General features: G+C 65.8%; 18 protein-coding genes and 1 rRNA gene. 8 read left to right on the top strand and 11 right to left on the bottom strand.

Going from position 1 to position 15,666, the window contains the following annotated elements:
- Window positions 1-149 (bottom strand): 23S ribosomal RNA (locus tag BOO71_RS28450); the annotation flags it as partial.
- A gap of 193 nt (window positions 150-342) precedes the next feature.
- The gene (locus tag BOO71_RS19440; RefSeq protein ID WP_075835180.1) at window positions 343-813 is read right to left on the bottom strand and encodes an S-ribosylhomocysteine lyase; all 471 of its coding nucleotides are present in this window, start codon (window positions 811-813) and stop codon (window positions 343-345) included.
- Window positions 814-943: 130 nt separating this feature from the next.
- Between BOO71_RS19440 and lspA the strand changes: the two genes are divergently transcribed.
- On the top strand, window positions 944-1,507 hold the full coding sequence (gene lspA, locus BOO71_RS19435; protein WP_254843223.1) for a signal peptidase II: 564 nt from the start codon (window positions 944-946) through the stop codon (window positions 1,505-1,507).
- A gap of 121 nt (window positions 1,508-1,628) precedes the next feature.
- Here lspA and rpmB read toward each other — a convergent pair whose 3' ends face one another.
- Together rpmB and BOO71_RS19425 are read right to left on the bottom strand one after the other, a co-directional pair.
- Complete coding sequence (rpmB, locus tag BOO71_RS19430; protein WP_075835160.1) at window positions 1,629-1,844, bottom strand: 50S ribosomal protein L28; 216 nt, start codon at window positions 1,842-1,844, stop codon at window positions 1,629-1,631.
- Between the two features lie 205 nt (window positions 1,845-2,049).
- Window positions 2,050-3,756 (bottom strand): dynamin family protein, encoded by a 1,707-nt coding sequence (locus tag BOO71_RS19425; protein WP_075835158.1) that lies wholly within the window; start codon window positions 3,754-3,756, stop codon window positions 2,050-2,052.
- Between the two features lie 234 nt (window positions 3,757-3,990).
- Here BOO71_RS19425 and BOO71_RS19420 point away from each other — a divergent pair, with 234 nt between their 5' ends.
- Window positions 3,991-4,608: an NAD(P)-dependent oxidoreductase gene (locus BOO71_RS19420; protein ID WP_075835156.1), complete on the top strand. Its 618-nt coding sequence runs from the start codon at window positions 3,991-3,993 to the stop codon at window positions 4,606-4,608.
- A gap of 13 nt (window positions 4,609-4,621) precedes the next feature.
- On the opposite strand, the gene BOO71_RS19415 is transcribed toward BOO71_RS19420, so the two are convergent.
- The 7 genes from BOO71_RS19415 to BOO71_RS19385 form a co-directional block, all read right to left on the bottom strand.
- Window positions 4,622-5,887 carry a dihydroorotase gene (locus BOO71_RS19415; RefSeq protein ID WP_075835154.1) on the bottom strand — a complete coding sequence of 422 codons (1,266 nt, stop codon included), beginning with the start codon at window positions 5,885-5,887 and terminating at the stop codon, window positions 4,622-4,624.
- Between the two features lie 26 nt (window positions 5,888-5,913).
- On the bottom strand, window positions 5,914-6,273 hold the full coding sequence (locus BOO71_RS19410) for a hypothetical protein (RefSeq protein ID WP_075835152.1): 360 nt from the start codon (window positions 6,271-6,273) through the stop codon (window positions 5,914-5,916).
- An 83-nt stretch (window positions 6,274-6,356) separates the two neighbouring features.
- A complete protein-coding gene (locus BOO71_RS19405; RefSeq protein ID WP_075835149.1) occupies window positions 6,357-6,734 on the bottom strand; it encodes a hypothetical protein in 378 nt (125 codons plus the stop codon).
- An 11-nt stretch (window positions 6,735-6,745) separates the two neighbouring features.
- Complete coding sequence (locus tag BOO71_RS19400) at window positions 6,746-7,693, bottom strand: aspartate carbamoyltransferase catalytic subunit (protein ID WP_075835147.1); 948 nt, start codon at window positions 7,691-7,693, stop codon at window positions 6,746-6,748.
- Window positions 7,690-8,253, bottom strand: coding sequence for a bifunctional pyr operon transcriptional regulator/uracil phosphoribosyltransferase PyrR (gene pyrR / locus BOO71_RS19395; RefSeq protein WP_075835145.1), 564 nt, complete (start codon window positions 8,251-8,253; stop codon window positions 7,690-7,692). The genes BOO71_RS19400 and pyrR overlap by 4 nt, the downstream gene beginning before the upstream one ends.
- Before the next feature lie 278 nt (window positions 8,254-8,531).
- Entirely contained in the window at window positions 8,532-9,482 is a 951-nt protein-coding gene (locus BOO71_RS19390) for a hypothetical protein (protein ID WP_075835143.1), read from the bottom strand.
- A gap of 90 nt (window positions 9,483-9,572) precedes the next feature.
- Complete coding sequence (locus BOO71_RS19385; RefSeq protein ID WP_075835141.1) at window positions 9,573-10,268, bottom strand: phosphatidylserine decarboxylase; 696 nt, start codon at window positions 10,266-10,268, stop codon at window positions 9,573-9,575.
- Between the two features lie 121 nt (window positions 10,269-10,389).
- Here BOO71_RS19385 and BOO71_RS19380 point away from each other — a divergent pair, with 121 nt between their 5' ends.
- The 6 genes from BOO71_RS19380 to BOO71_RS19355 all read left to right on the top strand — a co-directional run bounded on the left by BOO71_RS19380 (window position 10,390) and on the right by BOO71_RS19355 (window position 15,513).
- A complete protein-coding gene (locus BOO71_RS19380; RefSeq protein WP_254843222.1) occupies window positions 10,390-11,586 on the top strand; it encodes an ABC transporter substrate-binding protein in 1,197 nt (398 codons plus the stop codon).
- Between the two features lie 94 nt (window positions 11,587-11,680).
- Window positions 11,681-12,046, top strand: a complete 366-nt coding sequence (locus BOO71_RS19375) for a hypothetical protein (protein WP_075835137.1) — start codon at window positions 11,681-11,683, stop codon at window positions 12,044-12,046.
- A gap of 76 nt (window positions 12,047-12,122) precedes the next feature.
- On the top strand, window positions 12,123-12,566 hold the full coding sequence (locus BOO71_RS19370; protein ID WP_075835135.1) for a hypothetical protein: 444 nt from the start codon (window positions 12,123-12,125) through the stop codon (window positions 12,564-12,566).
- Window positions 12,567-12,617: 51 nt separating this feature from the next.
- Entirely contained in the window at window positions 12,618-12,944 is a 327-nt protein-coding gene (locus BOO71_RS19365) for a hypothetical protein (RefSeq protein WP_029482788.1), read from the top strand.
- A gap of 281 nt (window positions 12,945-13,225) precedes the next feature.
- A complete protein-coding gene (locus BOO71_RS19360) occupies window positions 13,226-14,320 on the top strand; it encodes an App1 family protein (protein WP_075835133.1) in 1,095 nt (364 codons plus the stop codon).
- A 41-nt stretch (window positions 14,321-14,361) separates the two neighbouring features.
- Window positions 14,362-15,513, top strand: coding sequence for an acyl-CoA dehydrogenase family protein (locus BOO71_RS19355; RefSeq protein WP_075835131.1), 1,152 nt, complete (start codon window positions 14,362-14,364; stop codon window positions 15,511-15,513).
- Window positions 15,514-15,666: the final 153 nt, after the last annotated feature.

The raw sequence follows: 15,666 nt of genomic DNA, 5'->3' as shown, positions 1-15,666 counted from the left end.
CGGAAGTACCTGTAAACAGGTGGGTTTCCCCATTCGGACATCCCTGAGTCAAAGCGTATCTCCGGCTCGTCAGGGCTTTTCGCAGGTAATCGCGTCCTTCATCGGCTCCAGTGCCAGGGCATCCACCGTGGACCCTTAGTATCTTGACCTTTCCTTCTGATTCTCAATGCGTGGCCTCTATCTGCTCCAGTCCGAAGACCGGTTGGGATGGAGGTCAACGCAGGTTATTTCGCGTCTCTCTCGCTCTTTCACGCTCGGTTGTCATGCTTCCCGCCTCGTTGGAGGCTCAGAAAAGATACAGGGGATTCAGAGAACTGTCAACCCCCCTGCACGATCTGCCTTTCAGGACCGGTCCAGCAGAATGGTTTTCTGCACCTTCAAACCCCCGTCCAGCGCGTCCTGGGCGTGTTTACGGGCTGCTGCCAGATCATGGTCACGGAAGTTGCCGCACTCCAGTTCACTGACGCCGGGGATGGGGCGGTCATGCGCGGCGGTGTCCTGCAAGGCGGCCTCGAAGGCTTTGAGAATGCCCTGTTCGTCCGGTTCGCCGATGACTGCCATGTACATGCCGGTGCGGCAGCCCATCGGAGACACGTCCACGATGTCGCTCAGGTGATCGCGCAGGTACCCGGCCAGCAGGTGTTCGAGGGTGTGGATCGCAGCAGGTTCGATGGCTCCGGCATTGGGCTGGAGCAGCCGCAGGTCGTACTTGCTGATGCTGTCGCCGTGCGGGGTGGTTTTGACCCCGGCCAGCCGGACATAGGGAGCGTTGACCTTGGTGTGGTCCAGATCGAAGGATTCGACGTTTGCCATAGCGCCCATTGTGCCGCGCCTTCTGGCGGGAGAAGGTGGCAGGGAGGTGAAGTGCGCCTGCGGCTCTTCCGTCTTCACACCTTGCCCCTCTTCCTCCTCTTCATGGGCCGCACTCCATATACTGCGCGGCGTGCCGACGTTGACCGACCGTGCTTCCCGCTCCGCCTTCTGGCTGCCGCTGCTGATCGCCGCCGTGCTGATCGTGGCGGATCAGGCGCTCAAGGCGTGGGCGCTGGCGAACCTGCAACCCGGCCTGCCCGCGCAGGTGGTAATTCCCGGCGTGCTGGAATGGCTTCTGACCTTCAACACCGGCGCGGCCTGGAGCATGTTCAGCGGCAGCGCCGCCCCCCTGGCGCTGGGCCGCCTGCTGGTGGGGCTGGGCATTCTGGTCTACCTGTACGTGCGCCCGCAGCACCGCTTTCTCAGCGTCGTGCTGGCCATGATTTCTGCGGGGGCCATTGGCAACGCCATCGACGGCCTGCGCTTCGGGCAGGTCACGGACATGATCCACGCGCCCCCGCTGAGCGCCATCACGCGCGCCATCGGGCAGGGCGACTTTCCAATCTTTAACATCGCGGACAGTTGCGTGGTGGGGGGCACCCTCGCCCTGCTGATCGGCAGTTTCGTGATGGACCGCAAGCCGAAGGCCGAGGTCAATCCTCCGGGCGACGACGGTGCCCCTAAAGGCCACTGAAGCCCCGCGCGCGTTGAGCTGGAGATGACAAGAGCTGGAGCCACCCATAGCTGAATTTGAAAACAATAAAATGCGCCCCCTTCCAGTCTGGAGGGGGGCGCAATCTGTTCCTGAGTTCAGGTCAGGTCAGGCTCTTGCGGCACTTGGAGCAGACCCGCAGGCGCAGGCTGATGCCCGCACGCGTGACGGTGAGGGGCTGGAGGTTGGGCTTCTGGACCCGCTTGGAAACGCCGGTGACCTTGCGGCCCACGCCGCCCGCCGCACGGGCCTTACCCCGGCGGATGACCGAGTTCACGACAATCGGTCCCTTTCCGCATACTTCGCATACTTTCGACATGATGGTTTCTCCTTAAATCCGCGCCGGATTTTTTTGCTGTGACCGGGGGCCTGCACTGGGCCTTACGTGTTGCGGGCCTCGCATGTTGCGCGCGGGGCCTGACAGCACGCCGGACAGAATCCGACAAGCCTTGCGACTGTAGCACACGCCAGCGGACTGGGGAAAGTGGAAAAAAAGAGGCGGCAACCCGCGCCCCGTCATTCACTCAATTCAGCCCCCTGACCTCTTGGCGCAGCGCCTCCAGCTCCCCGCCCAGTTCGGCGGCCCGTGTCTTCGCGCCCTCAAGCCGCATCTGCTCCTGCTCGGTAAAGCGGGTGTAGGGGCTGATGGCGTCGCGCAACCGGGCGTCGGCGCGCTCCTGCTCGCGCTCGTATTCGCGGCGCACGATGGTTTCCAGGGCAGCGCGCAGATTCTCCACCTTGCTCCGCAGTTGCCGGTGCGCCTGCAATCTCTTGTTGGGCAGCACGAACAGGCCCAGGCTCCCCAGAGTCAGGCCCGCCAGGATGCCGCCGGTAAAGTCCAGCGCCGACGCGCCGATCAGTGCGCCCAGGCCCGCGCCGATGCCCAGACCACCAGCAAGACCGCCCACCGCGCCCTTCATGGCGTCCTCCGCATCGCGGGCCAGTTGGCGGGCCAGCTCGTTCTCGGTGACGTTTTCCAGGTGATCGTGGGCGCTCCCGGCGATGCTTTCCAGCAGCGCACCCCGGTCATAGGCGAAACGGGTGCGGGCCACCTCGTTGGACGGCTGGCGGCGGATTAAAAATGCCTGCACGTCCTCCCAGAAGTTCAGATTGGCCTCCACGAAGCGGTCGATCATGCTGCCGAACTGGCGGTCAATCGCGTCGGGTAAGTCGGCCACTGCCTGGGTACGGAACTCCCCTTCCATCTGGCGGCTGTTCAGCAGGCCCCGGATATTGCCGAAGCGCAATTTGTCGTCGATAAAGCGGTCCGCACGCACCTCGAACTCGGAGAGCAGACGGGCCACGCGGTTCAGTTGGCCGTCCAGCTCGCCCAGCATGGTCACGCGGTGGTGTTCGCGCTGGGCCTCCAGATCGCGCAGGATGTTCAGGTCTTCACTGAGGGTCTGGCGGGCCGCATCGGCGCGGGTGATCTCGCCCGACAGCAGTTCCGCCGCCGTGCCCAGCGGGCTTTGCAGCTTGAGGCGGGTGCGCTCGGTCTGTGACAGGCGCATCTTCAGCACCTCACGCAGACCGTGAAAGCCCGGATCGCCGCCGCGCTGCTCGGCCCGCGCGCTGATCAGCAGGACCGGCGGCGTCAGGCCCAGCACGCCGCGCGCCCCGGTTTCCACAAATTCGCGGACCTGCGCTTTCTGCTCCTGGGTTTCCAGCAGATCGGCCTTGTTGACCACCATGATCACGCTGCGGCCCCAGCGGGCGGCCAGACTCAGGAACTGGCGTTCGGACTCGGTGAAGGGGCGGTCCGAACTGGTCAGAAACAACACCAGATCGGCGCGGGGCAGAAAGCCCTCGGTCAGCGTCTGATGCTGGCGGATGATCGCGTTGGTCCCCGGCGTGTCCACCAGCGCCACCCCCTCCAGACTGGGCAGCGGGTAGGTCAGGCGGCTGACGAAGGGATCGCGGGTGGCCTCCATCTGCCCGGCCTTCTCGCCGTGGACCAGCACGTAAATGCGGTCCGTGGTGGGCGTGACGCCCTCGGGCAGCACCTGCGCGCCCAGCAGCGCGTTCACGAAACTGCTCTTGCCCGCGTTGAATTCGCCCACCACCACCAGCAGAAAGGTTTCATCCAGACTGCGGGCCGCCGTGCGGGCGTGTTCCACCACCTCGGGCGGCGCACCCTGGGTTTCCAGAAATGCCTGGATATCGGCCAGCAGCGTGCGCTCACGCGAGAGCAGGGCCTGAACCTGCGGGTTGACCAGATGGGGGGCCTGCATGGGAGAAGTGTAGAGGACGAAGTCCAGCGCAAGTGTGCGGGCGAGAAGAGGGGGTCTGGACCGGACCACTCGACTGGTGCAGAAGCTGAGAGGAGGGACAGGACGGCCTCTGGAGGCTACCTGCCGCACACGGGCGAGAACGCTCCCTCTCCATCAGGGAGTTCAAGGCTTTTTTAGCCAGCAGAGATACGGAGCAGCAGAAAGACGTGGAAGATCAGAGAGGGGGCGATACAGATGAACATTGCGATTTTTGGCGGAACCGGACGAACGGGCAGTGAAATCGTCCGCCACGCCTTGCAGGACGGCCATGCGGTCAAAGCTCTGGTGCGGAGGCTGAACAGCGTCAAGCCACAAAAGGGGCTGACGCTGGTTCAGGGAGACGCGCGAGATGCAGGGGCGGTGGAGCGGCTGATCGCCGGAGCGGACGCCGTGATCAGCGCCCTCAGCACCGATACGACAACCACGCTGACGGAGGCGACGACGGCCATGATTGCTGGCATGAAACTGCACGGCGTTTCCAGAATCGTGACGATTGGGACGGCAGGCATTCTGGAAAGCCGCACCGAGCCGGGCAAGCTGCGCTACCAGTCCAGCGAATCCCACCGCAAATCCACCTTTGCGGCAGAGGAACACCAGCGGGCCTGCGAGATGCTGCGCGCCTCCCCGCTGGAGTGGACGGTGGTCTGCCCCACCTACTTACCAGACGGCGAGGCCGTGGGCAGTTACCGGATAGAGCGGGATTACCTGCCGATAGACGGACAGCAGATTTCCACTGGGGATACGGCAGCCTTTGCCTACGCTGAATTGCTGGAGCAGGAGCATATCGGTTACCGGGTAGGTATCGCCTACTGAGGGCTTTTCAGCCTCACTCCCGGCGGTACGCCACCTGTCCGCCCACCACCGTCAGCAACGGCCAGCCTCTCAGCATTTCCCCGGCCCAGGGCGTGAACTTGGCCTTGGACTTGAATTCGGCGGGGCTGACTTCGCGTTCGGTCTCCAGATCAAGCACCACCAGATCGGCGGGCGCACCGGCTTCCAGCGAGGGCGCGGGCCAGCCCATCAGGCGGGCGGGGCCAGCCGTCATCAGGTCCAGCAATTTGTCCAGCCCCAGATCCCCACCAAAGCGCGTGTACATCAGCGGAAAGGCCAGTTCGATGTACGCAATCCCGCTGGGGGCGTCCAGCAAGTCGCGTTCCTTCTCGGCGCGGGTGTGGGGGGCGTGATCGGTGGCGATGCAGTCCACCGTGCCGTCTTTCAAGCCTTCCAGCAGTGCGTCGGCATCACGCTGGGTTCGCAGCGGCGGGGCCACCTTGTAGATCGCGTCGAAGCCGCGCAACGCCTCGTCGGTCAGGGTCAGGTGGTGGGGGCAGACCTCACAGGTCACGTTCAGGCCGCGTGCCTTCGCGCCGCGCACCAGTTCCAGGGCGCGGGCGGTGGACAGGTGCTGGATGTGCAGGTGCGCCCCCGAACCCTGCGCGTGCAGCCCCGCCAGAATCTCCAGATCGCGCGCCACGCGGGCCGCCTCCGCCGCTGCCGGGTTGCCAGGGAGGCCCAGTGCCTCGCTGACCGGCCCCTCGTTCATCACGCCGTCGGCGCGCAGGGAGGCGTCCTCGGCATGCACGCTGACCACCATGCCCAGGCTTCCGGCGTATTCCAGCCCCAGCCACAGCACCCGCGCGTTCTCGTTGGTGCGTCCGTCGTCGGTGAACATGACGGCCCCAGCGTCCTTCAGGTAGGACAGTTCGGCCAGCGTCTCACCGTTCTGGCCCTTCGTGAGTGCCGCCGCCGGATGCAGGCGCGCGAAGCCCAGCCCGTTGGCCTTCTGAATCAGGCTGCGGACGATGGCCGGATCGTCAATGACAGGCACGGTGTTGGGCATACAGACCACCGTGCCGTAACCGCCCGCCGCCGCCGCCGCGAGGCCGGAGGCCAGATCTTCCTTCTCGGTCTGCCCCGGCTCGCGCAGGTGGGCGTGCAGCTCGATCAGCGCGGGGGCGAGGGTGCCGCCCTGCCCGTCGATGGTCTCGCCTTCTGCCGGAATGTTCCAGCCTTTGATGACGCCGTTTTCGAGGGTGACGGTTTCGGTTTTGTCGGAGTTGGAACGCTTGATGTTGGTGATGGTCAGTGTCATGGAAACCTCGGTCAGAGAGGGCGGTTTCAGTTCAGTAGCTTCAGCGCCTCGGCCCCAGCCTGACGAATGCCGTCCGGGTCGGCGATCCAGACCAGACCGTTGCTGAAGCGGGCTTCAATGCGGTAATCGGCGCTGGACCCAATGGACAGGCGGCATGCCTCGACTTTCAAGAGCCGGGGCGGCTTGATGTCCTCAAAGCGCGGGCTGTCGCAATCGCCGGAGGTGGTGGTTTCACGGTCTTTGAGATACGCAACGTTCAGGGATGCTCGCACTTCGGCCAGATAGGCGCGGGCTTCGGCCTGTTCGGGGGTCTGGACTGTGACCGTGGGTGGAACTGCGGTCTGGGTTTGGGTGGGCTGGCAGGCGCAGAGGAAAAGGGCGGACACAAGAGCAGAGAGTTTTATTTGATCCCGGCCCCTCAGAAATTCCTTAAATGTCTTTCGATTGCTGATATTGCCACCCCTCACTTTCACTCGAACAAGTTCAGATAACTCTCGTCTTTATCCAAAGAAATTAGCCTTTCCAGTAGGTGCGCGCGGCTATCAGCTATCCATGCCTGATCATTCGGATAATTCAGCCATTCATACAGGTAGACCTTTTCTGTCCTGGAGTCCTCAAAAAGCGCTTCAGATGAGGTGCCGAAATCTCCTATGACTTTCCAATGCCATGACTCGTGATCAGCGGAAATATAAGTCATTAGTTCGCTTAACGAGAAGTTGGAGAGGAAATATGGATTGGCATCTATGCAAGACTCTGGAGCAATCAAAAAGACGCCGTGATGGGTGTCATCGAAGTGCCACTGGCCGGGCAACTTCCAGATGTCTGGCTTTGTCCCATCTTCGTTCATGAACTTTGCACTCAGTCCCGCCCCACCAAAAGGTGATACAGCACGCTCATTCGGATCGCCTGTCCATTTTCCACCTGTTGCAAGATGCGGCTGCGCGGGCCGTCTGCCGCCTCGCCGCTGATTTCCAGATCGCGGTTCATGGGGCCGGGGTGCAGAACGATTGCGCCGCTCTCGGCCTCCGCCATCAGCGTCTCGTTGACCTGATACGTGTCGGCGTATTCCTGCAAGCTGCCCAGAAAGCCGCCGCCCATGCGCTCTTTTTGCAGGCGCAGGGCCATGACCGCGTGTGCGCCGCGCACCGCTTCCTTCGGGTCGCTGGTCAGCGTGACGCCCGGCAGCGCGGCCAGATCGGAGGGGAGCAGGGTGGCCGGGCCGCACAGCACGACTTCGGCCCCCAGCATGGGCAGCAGTTCGGCGTTGCTGCGGGCCACACGGCTGTGGCGCACGTCGCCGATGATCGCCACCCGCTTGCCCTCCAGACTGCCGAATTCCTGGCGCACCGTATAGGCGTCCAGCAGCGCCTGGGTGGGGTGGGCGCGGCGGCCATCGCCAGCATTGATCACGGGTTTGCCACTGTAACGCGCCACCAGATGTGCGGCTCCGGCGGCGTGGTGGCGCACGATGTAGGCGTCCACCTTGTAGGCGGTCAGCACCTCCACCGTGTCGCGCAGACTCTCGCCCTTGCTGACGCTGCTGCTTCCGGCGGCGAAGGTCAGCACGTCCGCGCTCATGCGGCGCGCGGCCAGCTCGAAGCTGGTGCGGGTGCGGGTGGAATTCTCGAAAAAGGCGTTGCAGACGGTCAACCCTTGCAGCGCGGGCACTTTTTTGACCGGGCGGTCCAGCACCTGCAACATGGTGTCGGCGTTGTCCAGGATGGCCGTCAGGCGTTCGGGGGACCAGTCCTGAAAGTCCAGCAGATGCCGGGGCCGGGCCGTGGCAGAGACAGGGGCGGCGGTCATCGCAACTCCGCCTTCAGCTCGCTCAGATCCCACAGCTCCACGCTGTCCACGCCGTCGGTTTCGTGCAACTTGACCTTCACCACTTCGCTGCTGGCCGTGGGGAGGTTCTTGCCCACGTAATCGGCGCGGATGGGCAACTCGCGGTGCCCCCGGTCCACCAGCACGGCCAGTTGGATTCCAGCCGGGCGGCCCAGATCGATCAGCGCGTCCAGCGCGGCCCGCACGGTGCGCCCGGTGTACAGCACGTCATCCACCAGAATCACGCGGCGCTGCGAGATGTCGAAGGGCACCTTCGTCTCGCGGATGATCGGCTGGTGCGCCACCTCGCTCAGATCGTCGCGGTAGAGGGTGATGTCCAGCATGCCGGTGGGCACGTCCACGCCCTCCAGCTCGGAGAGTTTGGCGGCCAGACGGGTGGCCAGCGGAATGCCGCGCGTGTGGATGCCGATCAACGCCAGATTCTGCGCGCCCTTATTGCGTTCCACGATCTCGTGGGCAATGCGGGTCAGGGCGCGGCGCGTCTCGTCGTTGCTGAGAATGATCGCCTTGGGGCCGCTCACAGCATGGCTCTCAGTCCAGAAAGAAAGTCGGGCACAAAAAAAACGCCGCTCAGCGCTTGCTGACGGCTCAATTCGGGCGTGTTCATAGGGAACTCCTTCTCCTGCCTCACGGGGCGGGCGCAGCCTCACAGGACTGCCGAGAGAGGGGGGAAATTTGCAGGCGGGTGCCTGTCAGAGAGGAGTGTAACACCCAGAGGGCACGCCGTATTGCGCCCGCTCAAATGGAGAAAGGCCGGAGAGCAGACGCTCCAGCCTTCCCCTACCTCTGCTCACATCCCCTATTCCCCATCCCGCACCGCTTCCAGCAATTCCTCGGCCAGATTCAGCGCGGCGGGGCCGAGGGGGGCGCGGGTCACGCCCAGCAGGGTGCCCAGCTTCTCGCGGCGGGCGCTCGACAGGCTGGACCAGCGGGCCAGATCGTCGCGGTGGGTGCGGGCCGTTTCATCACGCAGGTAACGCAGCGCGCCGTCGTAATAACCCGCCGTGTAGGCAGTACGGGCGCGGCGTTCCTGAGCCAGCAGCCCCAGCCCGCGCGTGGCCAGCAGCGCCCGGCGGGCTTCCTCCTGACCGCCAAAAGCGTAGAGCTGTTCCAGGCGGTAAATGGACTTGGGAAAGCGCAGGCCCGCCGCCGCCCGCCACGCGTGGGGCAGCCGGACCTCGAATTCGGGCCACTGGTGGATATGGGTCAGCAGGGCCGGATACAGCAGGTTCAGGGCGATCTCGCGGGCGTCGGCCAGGGCCAGCAGTTGCTCCTGTACGCCGTGGCCCGGCCCGGTGTGGGCGGCGCGGGCGGCGGTCAATCCCTCGGCGGCCAGATTGAGCAGCTCGGCGCGATAGGCGGCCCGCAGAGACGCACTCAGGTTCCACAGCGTCCGCTGGATGCGCCCGTAATTACCGGTGGGGTCATACAGCACCCGGCTGGTGGCCAGCAGGGCCAGCGGGGCCTCGGCGCGGGCCGTATCCCAGTCACGCCACGCCTCCAGTTTCTCGAAGGGAAAACGCTCCACGCTCACGCCCGCGCGAATCTCGGTCTGCGGGGACAGCAGATCGCGCTCGAAGGTCACGAAGGTGGGCTGGCTGCCCGCCCAGGCCAGTTCGGTGTCGTAACTGCCCGCCCCGGCCACCGCCCGCACCTTGCGGTCCGCCACCAGACGCTCGCCTACCCGCTCGGGCGGATGGCGATCACTGTTCTGGGCGGCTGCGTTTTTAGATGATGCGGATGAGGGCACGGCGTTTTCCTTCCTTATGGCCCCAGTCTAACGGGCCAGCGCGGAAGTCTAGCGCGTGGGTGGCGGTGTCAACGTCAAACCATCTGATGGTCAGACGTTCGCGGCAATGACGGTCTGCACACCCACGACGCGTTCGCCCACGCTCACCTGCGGGGTCAGTTCGGCACCCAGGCACAGCATCACCAGTCCACCCTCGGCCAGAAAGGCGGCCTTGTGTCCAGCGCTGGCCTCATCGCCCCCCTTGAGGTAGGAGGTGGCCTTCAGACCTGCGCCGGGGGCCACCAGGGTCATGGTGACCTGACCCGCTTCTCCCTGTGTTACAAAACCCTGTGTCACAAAGCTCAGCCGCTCGTTTTCCAGCGTGCCGCGCCCGCCCAGCAGATCGGTGGGCTGCCCGGCCAGCATGGACAGCGCCTCGCCGGGGCCGAGCAGGGCCACGTCGCTGCGGCTGGCGGTGTGCTGCACCTCCGTGATCTGTCCGGCCAGCGGCTGATACACGTAATGCACGTCCAGCGGCCCGACAAAGATGCCCATCAGCCAGCCGTTCTGCGCCGCCGCCGCACTGCCCAGCAGGTCCCCTACCTTCAGGGCCGCGTTCAGCGCGTCGCTCTGAATCTTGCCGTCCTCGATGCGCCGCACGAAACTGACCACGCCGTCTGCGGGGCTGAGGACCACGCCCGCCCCAGTCGGCGGCACGCGCACGGGATCGCGGAAACGGTAGACGCTGCGCAGATACCACACGGCGGTTCCAGCGGCGATGGGAAGCAGAAGACGGCGCAGACGCATGGCGGCAGTCTAGCGGGCTGCGGCGGGGCTGCGGGTTTGCTCAGGGTTTGCTGGGAGTGGGCGTCCGCGCAGGGAACCCGGTCTTCAAGTTGCCGTCAGACCCAGCGACTAGACTCCGGGGGTGCGCCTCCTTACCCCCCTGTCTGCCCTGCTCCTTGTCGGTGCCGCCCATGCCGCGCCGATGCGCCTGGAGTTCTGGCATGCCATGACTGGCGTGCAGGACACGGTGGGCGGCTACGCGGCGGCCTTCAACAAGTCGCAGAGCGCCTACGAGATCGTGCCAGTCTCGCAGGGCAACTACCGCGAGATGCAGCCCAAGCTGGACGCCGCGATCAGGGCCGGGAAGCCCCCGGCGCTGGCGCAGGTGGAGTTCACGCAGTTTCCGGCGCTGGCCGCAGGCGGGCAACTGCTGGACCTGACCAGAGCCGTGGACGCGCTGCCAGACAGCCTGACGGGGGACTTTTACCCGGCGGTCTGGAAATCTGGGCAACTGGGCGGCAAGTTCTACGGTCTGCCGTGGAATGTCAGCGTGCCGGTGCTGATGTACAACGCCGGGGCCTTGAAACGGGCCGGAGTCAAGGCCCCAACCACCTGGACCGAACTGGAGGCCGCCGCTACGAAACTCGCGGGCGGCTCCAAACGCCCGCTGGTGGCCGTGGCGGATGCCTGGACCTTCGAGGCCAATGTGCTGTCGCGCGGCGGCTCGCTGGTGGACGGCACAAAACCGGCCCTGAACAGCCCCGACGCCGTGGACGCCCTGACCCAACTGGCCCGCATGAGCGCCGCGAAGACCGCCCAGCCGCGCACCCTGAACGACGCCACGCGCGCCGCCTTCGACTTTGCGCGCGGGCAGAACGTGTTTGTCCTGGCCAGCGTCGCCAACTGGACCGACGCCCGCAAGCTGCCGTTTTTTGACCTGGGCATCGCGCCCTTTCCCTGCGAGAAAGCCGGGGCCTGCACCGTGCTGCTGGGTGGGGCCACATTGAGCGTGCCGCGCGGCAACACGGCGGCGGCGCAGGCCGGGGCGCTGGCCTTCTGGCAATTCCTGAACGATCCGGCGCGGCTGGCGAACTGGGTGCAGGTCACCGCCTACGCCCCGCCCCGCAAGGCAGTCACGCCGCTGCTGGACGGCTGGTACGCCAGGAACCCGCAACTGCGCGTCGCCCACGCCCAGCTCAACCGCGCCGTGCCGCGCCCCCCGGTCCCCGACTACGAGGGCTGGACCCGCCTGCTGGAAACTGCCATCGATGGGGCCACCAATGGCAGGCAGAGCGCGAAGGCGGCGCTGGACGAGGCGCAGCGGCAGGCGCTGAAATAGAGCTGAGATTGATCATGGTCCGGTCATGCCCCTCTGCCTAAGCTCAGGTCACATCCGGCCAACGGGTGCGGCTTGAAAAGGAAGGAGGAACAAGATGCAGCACGTCATTCTGTTCGGGGGCGGCGACGGCGGGGGGCTGATCATCACAGCAGACGGGGTCAGGCGGATCCCACCGTGGACCCCGGAAGTCCGGCACATGCTGGAGGGCGTGAATGCGCTGAGCCGCCTGAAAATGGAGGGGGCCAGCGCTCTGGCAGAAAAGCTGCTCTCGTCGGCTGAAAAGGCAGTCGAGCAGCTTACTGGAACGCTGGAAAAGGGCACCACCGTGACCTATCTGGGCCGTGGCGGGGGCCAGCACGCCGATTTCGACGACGGTTTCGTCTGCGGCACACCCTGGCGTAGACCCATCCCGATTCCCGGCCCCAAAGCGCTGCGCGGCTTCCAGATCACACCGGGCTAAAACGGAAATGGACGGGCGGCGGGCGGGCGAACATCCCGGCCCGCCTTCTCGCGCCGGGCGGCTACACTGTCCCCCGATGAGCGTCCTGTATCTGCTGCTGACCCTGGCCTTCGCGGGCGTGTTGCTGGCGCTGCTGGCCCGCCCAGTCGCGCGGGCGGGCATCGTGTGGGGGCTGGCCGCACTGCTACCGCTGATGGCGGCCATGACTGGAGCGCTCAGTGTGCAGGCGCGTTCGGCGCGGACGCTGGCCGACTACCCGCCGCGCCCGGTCACGCTGACCATCTCGGACGGGATTTTCAAGCGGGCGGTGGTGCTGGATTTCATGGACGCCGCCTGCGTGGAACGCGCCGTGCGCCTGCGTTCAGAGGCGATCCTGACCACCCCCGAGGGTCCGCTGCGGCTGGGCGCAAGGAGTCAGGTGGACGGCCCCATGCTCCCCCGGCCCGTGGTGGAAGCCCTGACCCTGCGCGGCGAATTGATCTGCCCCAACCTCAAAGCCGTGCAGGAAAAGAAGAAATAGCCTCTGCCCGGATAACCATTGCCGACTTCCGCTCACCCTATGCTGATGGGCATGGCCCGCAAAACACCCGATCCCAGTTGGTACGCCCCGCCCAAAGCCGCCGATCCCTGCGTGCTGTGCGGGCGCGAGGCCCCCAGCATGACCGATCACCATCTGGTTCCCAAATCCCAGGGACGGCGGCAGGGCGTCAAACCCGGCGACATTCCCACCGTGCGGATGTGCGCGGCCTGCCAGGGCTACCTCCAGAAGACCTTCAGCAATTCGGAACTGGCAAACGAGCTGAACACGGTGGAAGCCATGCTGGAGCGCGAGGAAATCCAGCGTTTCATCACCTGGGTCCGCAAGCAGCCGCTGACCAAGGGCGTGCGAGTCCACTAAAGCAGTTGTCATAAAAAGACCATTTTTATGACCGAGCAAAGCGGGCAAGCGTCCTCTCTTCGAGCTGTCCCAGTCAAGGGCGTCTGTTCTGCCCAAGACGGCGAGAGACTTTTGTCGAGCAGGACGGAATTGCAAAGCTGCGAAGCAGAGAATGGAGTCGCCGGAAGTCTGTTTTTCCGGTGACGTAATTCGGAGAACTGCTCTAAAGACCACCGACGACTGCGGTGAACGGTGAAGGGCGGGGCAGACCTCCGGCCTGCGCGGACCCGTAGACTGCCCCTGTGAATCCCGTCAAGACGGCCTTCAAGCTGGCGCTGCCCGCCGTGGAGCGCGCGGTCCTGGCGGCGGACCGGGCCATCAGCAGTTACGTGCAGCCGCGCCGGGCACGGGGGAAACTGCTGCTCCAGCCCTACGTGGGCTGGGGAACCCCACACGGCGTCGAGCTGACGGGCCGCGTGCTGCTGCCGCGCACCATGTCGCCCCCTGCCACCGGAGACCGGCGCTGGCGCAACTTTCTCAACAGCATGCGCCGCCTGTTCTCGCGCGAGGTAGGCGGCGTCAGGGTCAACGGCGTGCTGGACGGCATCAATGCCTGTGCGGTCAGCAACGAGAACGGCTATTTCACGCTGAATTTTACCCCTCTTAGCCCGCTGCCGGGCGGCTGGCATGAAGCCGCACTGAGCATCGAGGGCAAGGAGGGCCAGACCCGCGCCCGCGTGCAGGTCATCGGTCAGGCCCGTTTCGGCGTGATCAGCGATCTGGACGACACCGTGATCCAGTCGGACGTGACCAGTCTGCCGCGCATGCTGGTCACGGCATTGACCGGCAACGCCCGCACCCGCTCTCCCTTTCCCGGCGTGGGGGCGCTGTACCGCGCGCTGGCCCGCGAGGGCGAGGGCCGCAATCCGGTCTTTTACGTGTCCAGCAGCCCCTGGAACTTCTTCGATCTGCTGTGGCAGTTTCTGGACTACCGCCGCATTCCGCTGGGGCCGATGTTCCTGCGGAGCTGGGGCGCGGGCCTGCTGGCCGAACACGGCGGCCACAAACACGGCGTCATCGACCGCCTGTTCGAGCGCTTCCCCGACCTGAAATTCGTCCTGATCGGAGACAGCGGCGAGCAGGACGCCCTGATCTACTCCGAGGTGGTCCGCAAATACGCGGGCCGCGTGCTGGCCGTGTATATCCGCGATATCACGGGTGCTTTTCAGGACGAGACCGTGCTGAAGCTGCGCGGCGAACTGGCCCGCGCGGGCGTCGATCTGGTGCTGGCCGCCGACAGCCTGAACGCTGCCGGGCACGCGATGGCGATGGGCCTGATCACCCCCGGCGAATATCGGGGCGTGCTGGTCAGCGTAACCGGCCCCACCGAACGCTGAGAAACAATTCAGGTCAGCGCCCAGCCTTTACCCTGTACGGCGTGACCTCCTCTCCCCCGCCCGCCGAACTGACCCCCGCACAGGCCGAGGTGGTGGGCCGCGCCGCCGACGCCATCCGCCAGCACGCCGCCGAATGCGAGGCGGCGCAGGACGTGACGCCGGGGGCCGCAGCCGCCCTTTCCGGGAGCGGCTACACCCGTCTGGCCGTTCCTGAAGACCGGGGAGGGCTGGGAGCCAATCTCTCGCAGTTCGCGCGGGCACAACTGACGCTGGGCGCGGCGGATGCCAGTCTGGCCCTGATCCTGGCGATGCACGGGCAGGTGACCGGGGCGGCGTTTCAGGGCCGGACCCTGCCGGAGCCGCTGCTGAAAGTGGTGGCCGAGGCCGGAGTGCGCGGCGAACTCCTGAACGCCCTGGCCAGCGAACCCGAACTGGGCAGCCCCTCGCGCGGAGGGCTGCCACAGACGCACGCCGCGCCGCAGGGCGAGAGCTTCGAGGGCGGCGGCTGGCAGATCACGGGCCGCAAAACATGGTCCACCGGGGTGCGGGCGCTGCACTGGGCGCTGGTCACTGCCACCACGCCTGATGGGCAGGTGGGCCGTTACTGGGTGGACCTGCACGGTCCTGGCGTCCAGATCGAGGAAACGTGGCAGGGGGCGCTGGCCCTGCGCGGCAGCGGCAGCCACGACGTGGTGTTCACGGACGCGCCCACCACGCTGCACGCACCGCCCGCTCCCGGCCAGCCCGCCAGCAGCGCGTGGTTCTGGACCGCCATCGCCGCCACCTACCTTGGGGTGGGATTTGCCGCGCTGGACGCCATCAGCGCCTACGCCCGCGTGCGCGTACCCACTGCTTTGGGCGCACCGATTGCCACCCTGCCGCGCATTCAGGAAAACGTGGGGCGCACGGCTGGCGCACTGCACGCTGCCCGCGCGTTGCTGCTGGAATCGGCAGCCCGCTGGGACGCGGACCCCAGCGCCACCTCCGTTCCTGGCATCGGCGCGGCCAAAGCCCATGCAGCGAATGCGGCAGTGTTCGCCACCGATCTGGCCTCGCGCACGGCGGGCGGCGCGGCCCTGAGCGCGGCCCTGCCCCTGGAAAAACTGCTGCGCGACGCCCGCGCGGGCCTGACGCATCCACCCACGGACGACACGGCTTACACGGCGCTGGGGCGGCAGATACTGGAGAATTGAAACCCGGACATCAGAGGTAGCGGATGCAGTTCGTCAGGAAACAGCGTTCCCTCTTGCCCCGCCGTCCCCGACTCGCGTATAGTCTTCTCTTGGTCAAGTGGGGCAGGGCAGACCAACGGCACAGGCGCAGCGGTGTTCATTCACGCAGCAAAA

The sequence above is a fragment of the Deinococcus marmoris genome, assembly GCF_001949125.1.
Taxonomy (GTDB): Bacteria; Deinococcota; Deinococci; order Deinococcales; family Deinococcaceae; genus Deinococcus; species Deinococcus marmoris_A.
Note: the sequence above shows the minus strand (reverse complement) of the source record. Positions and strands in the feature narration are given on the sequence as shown.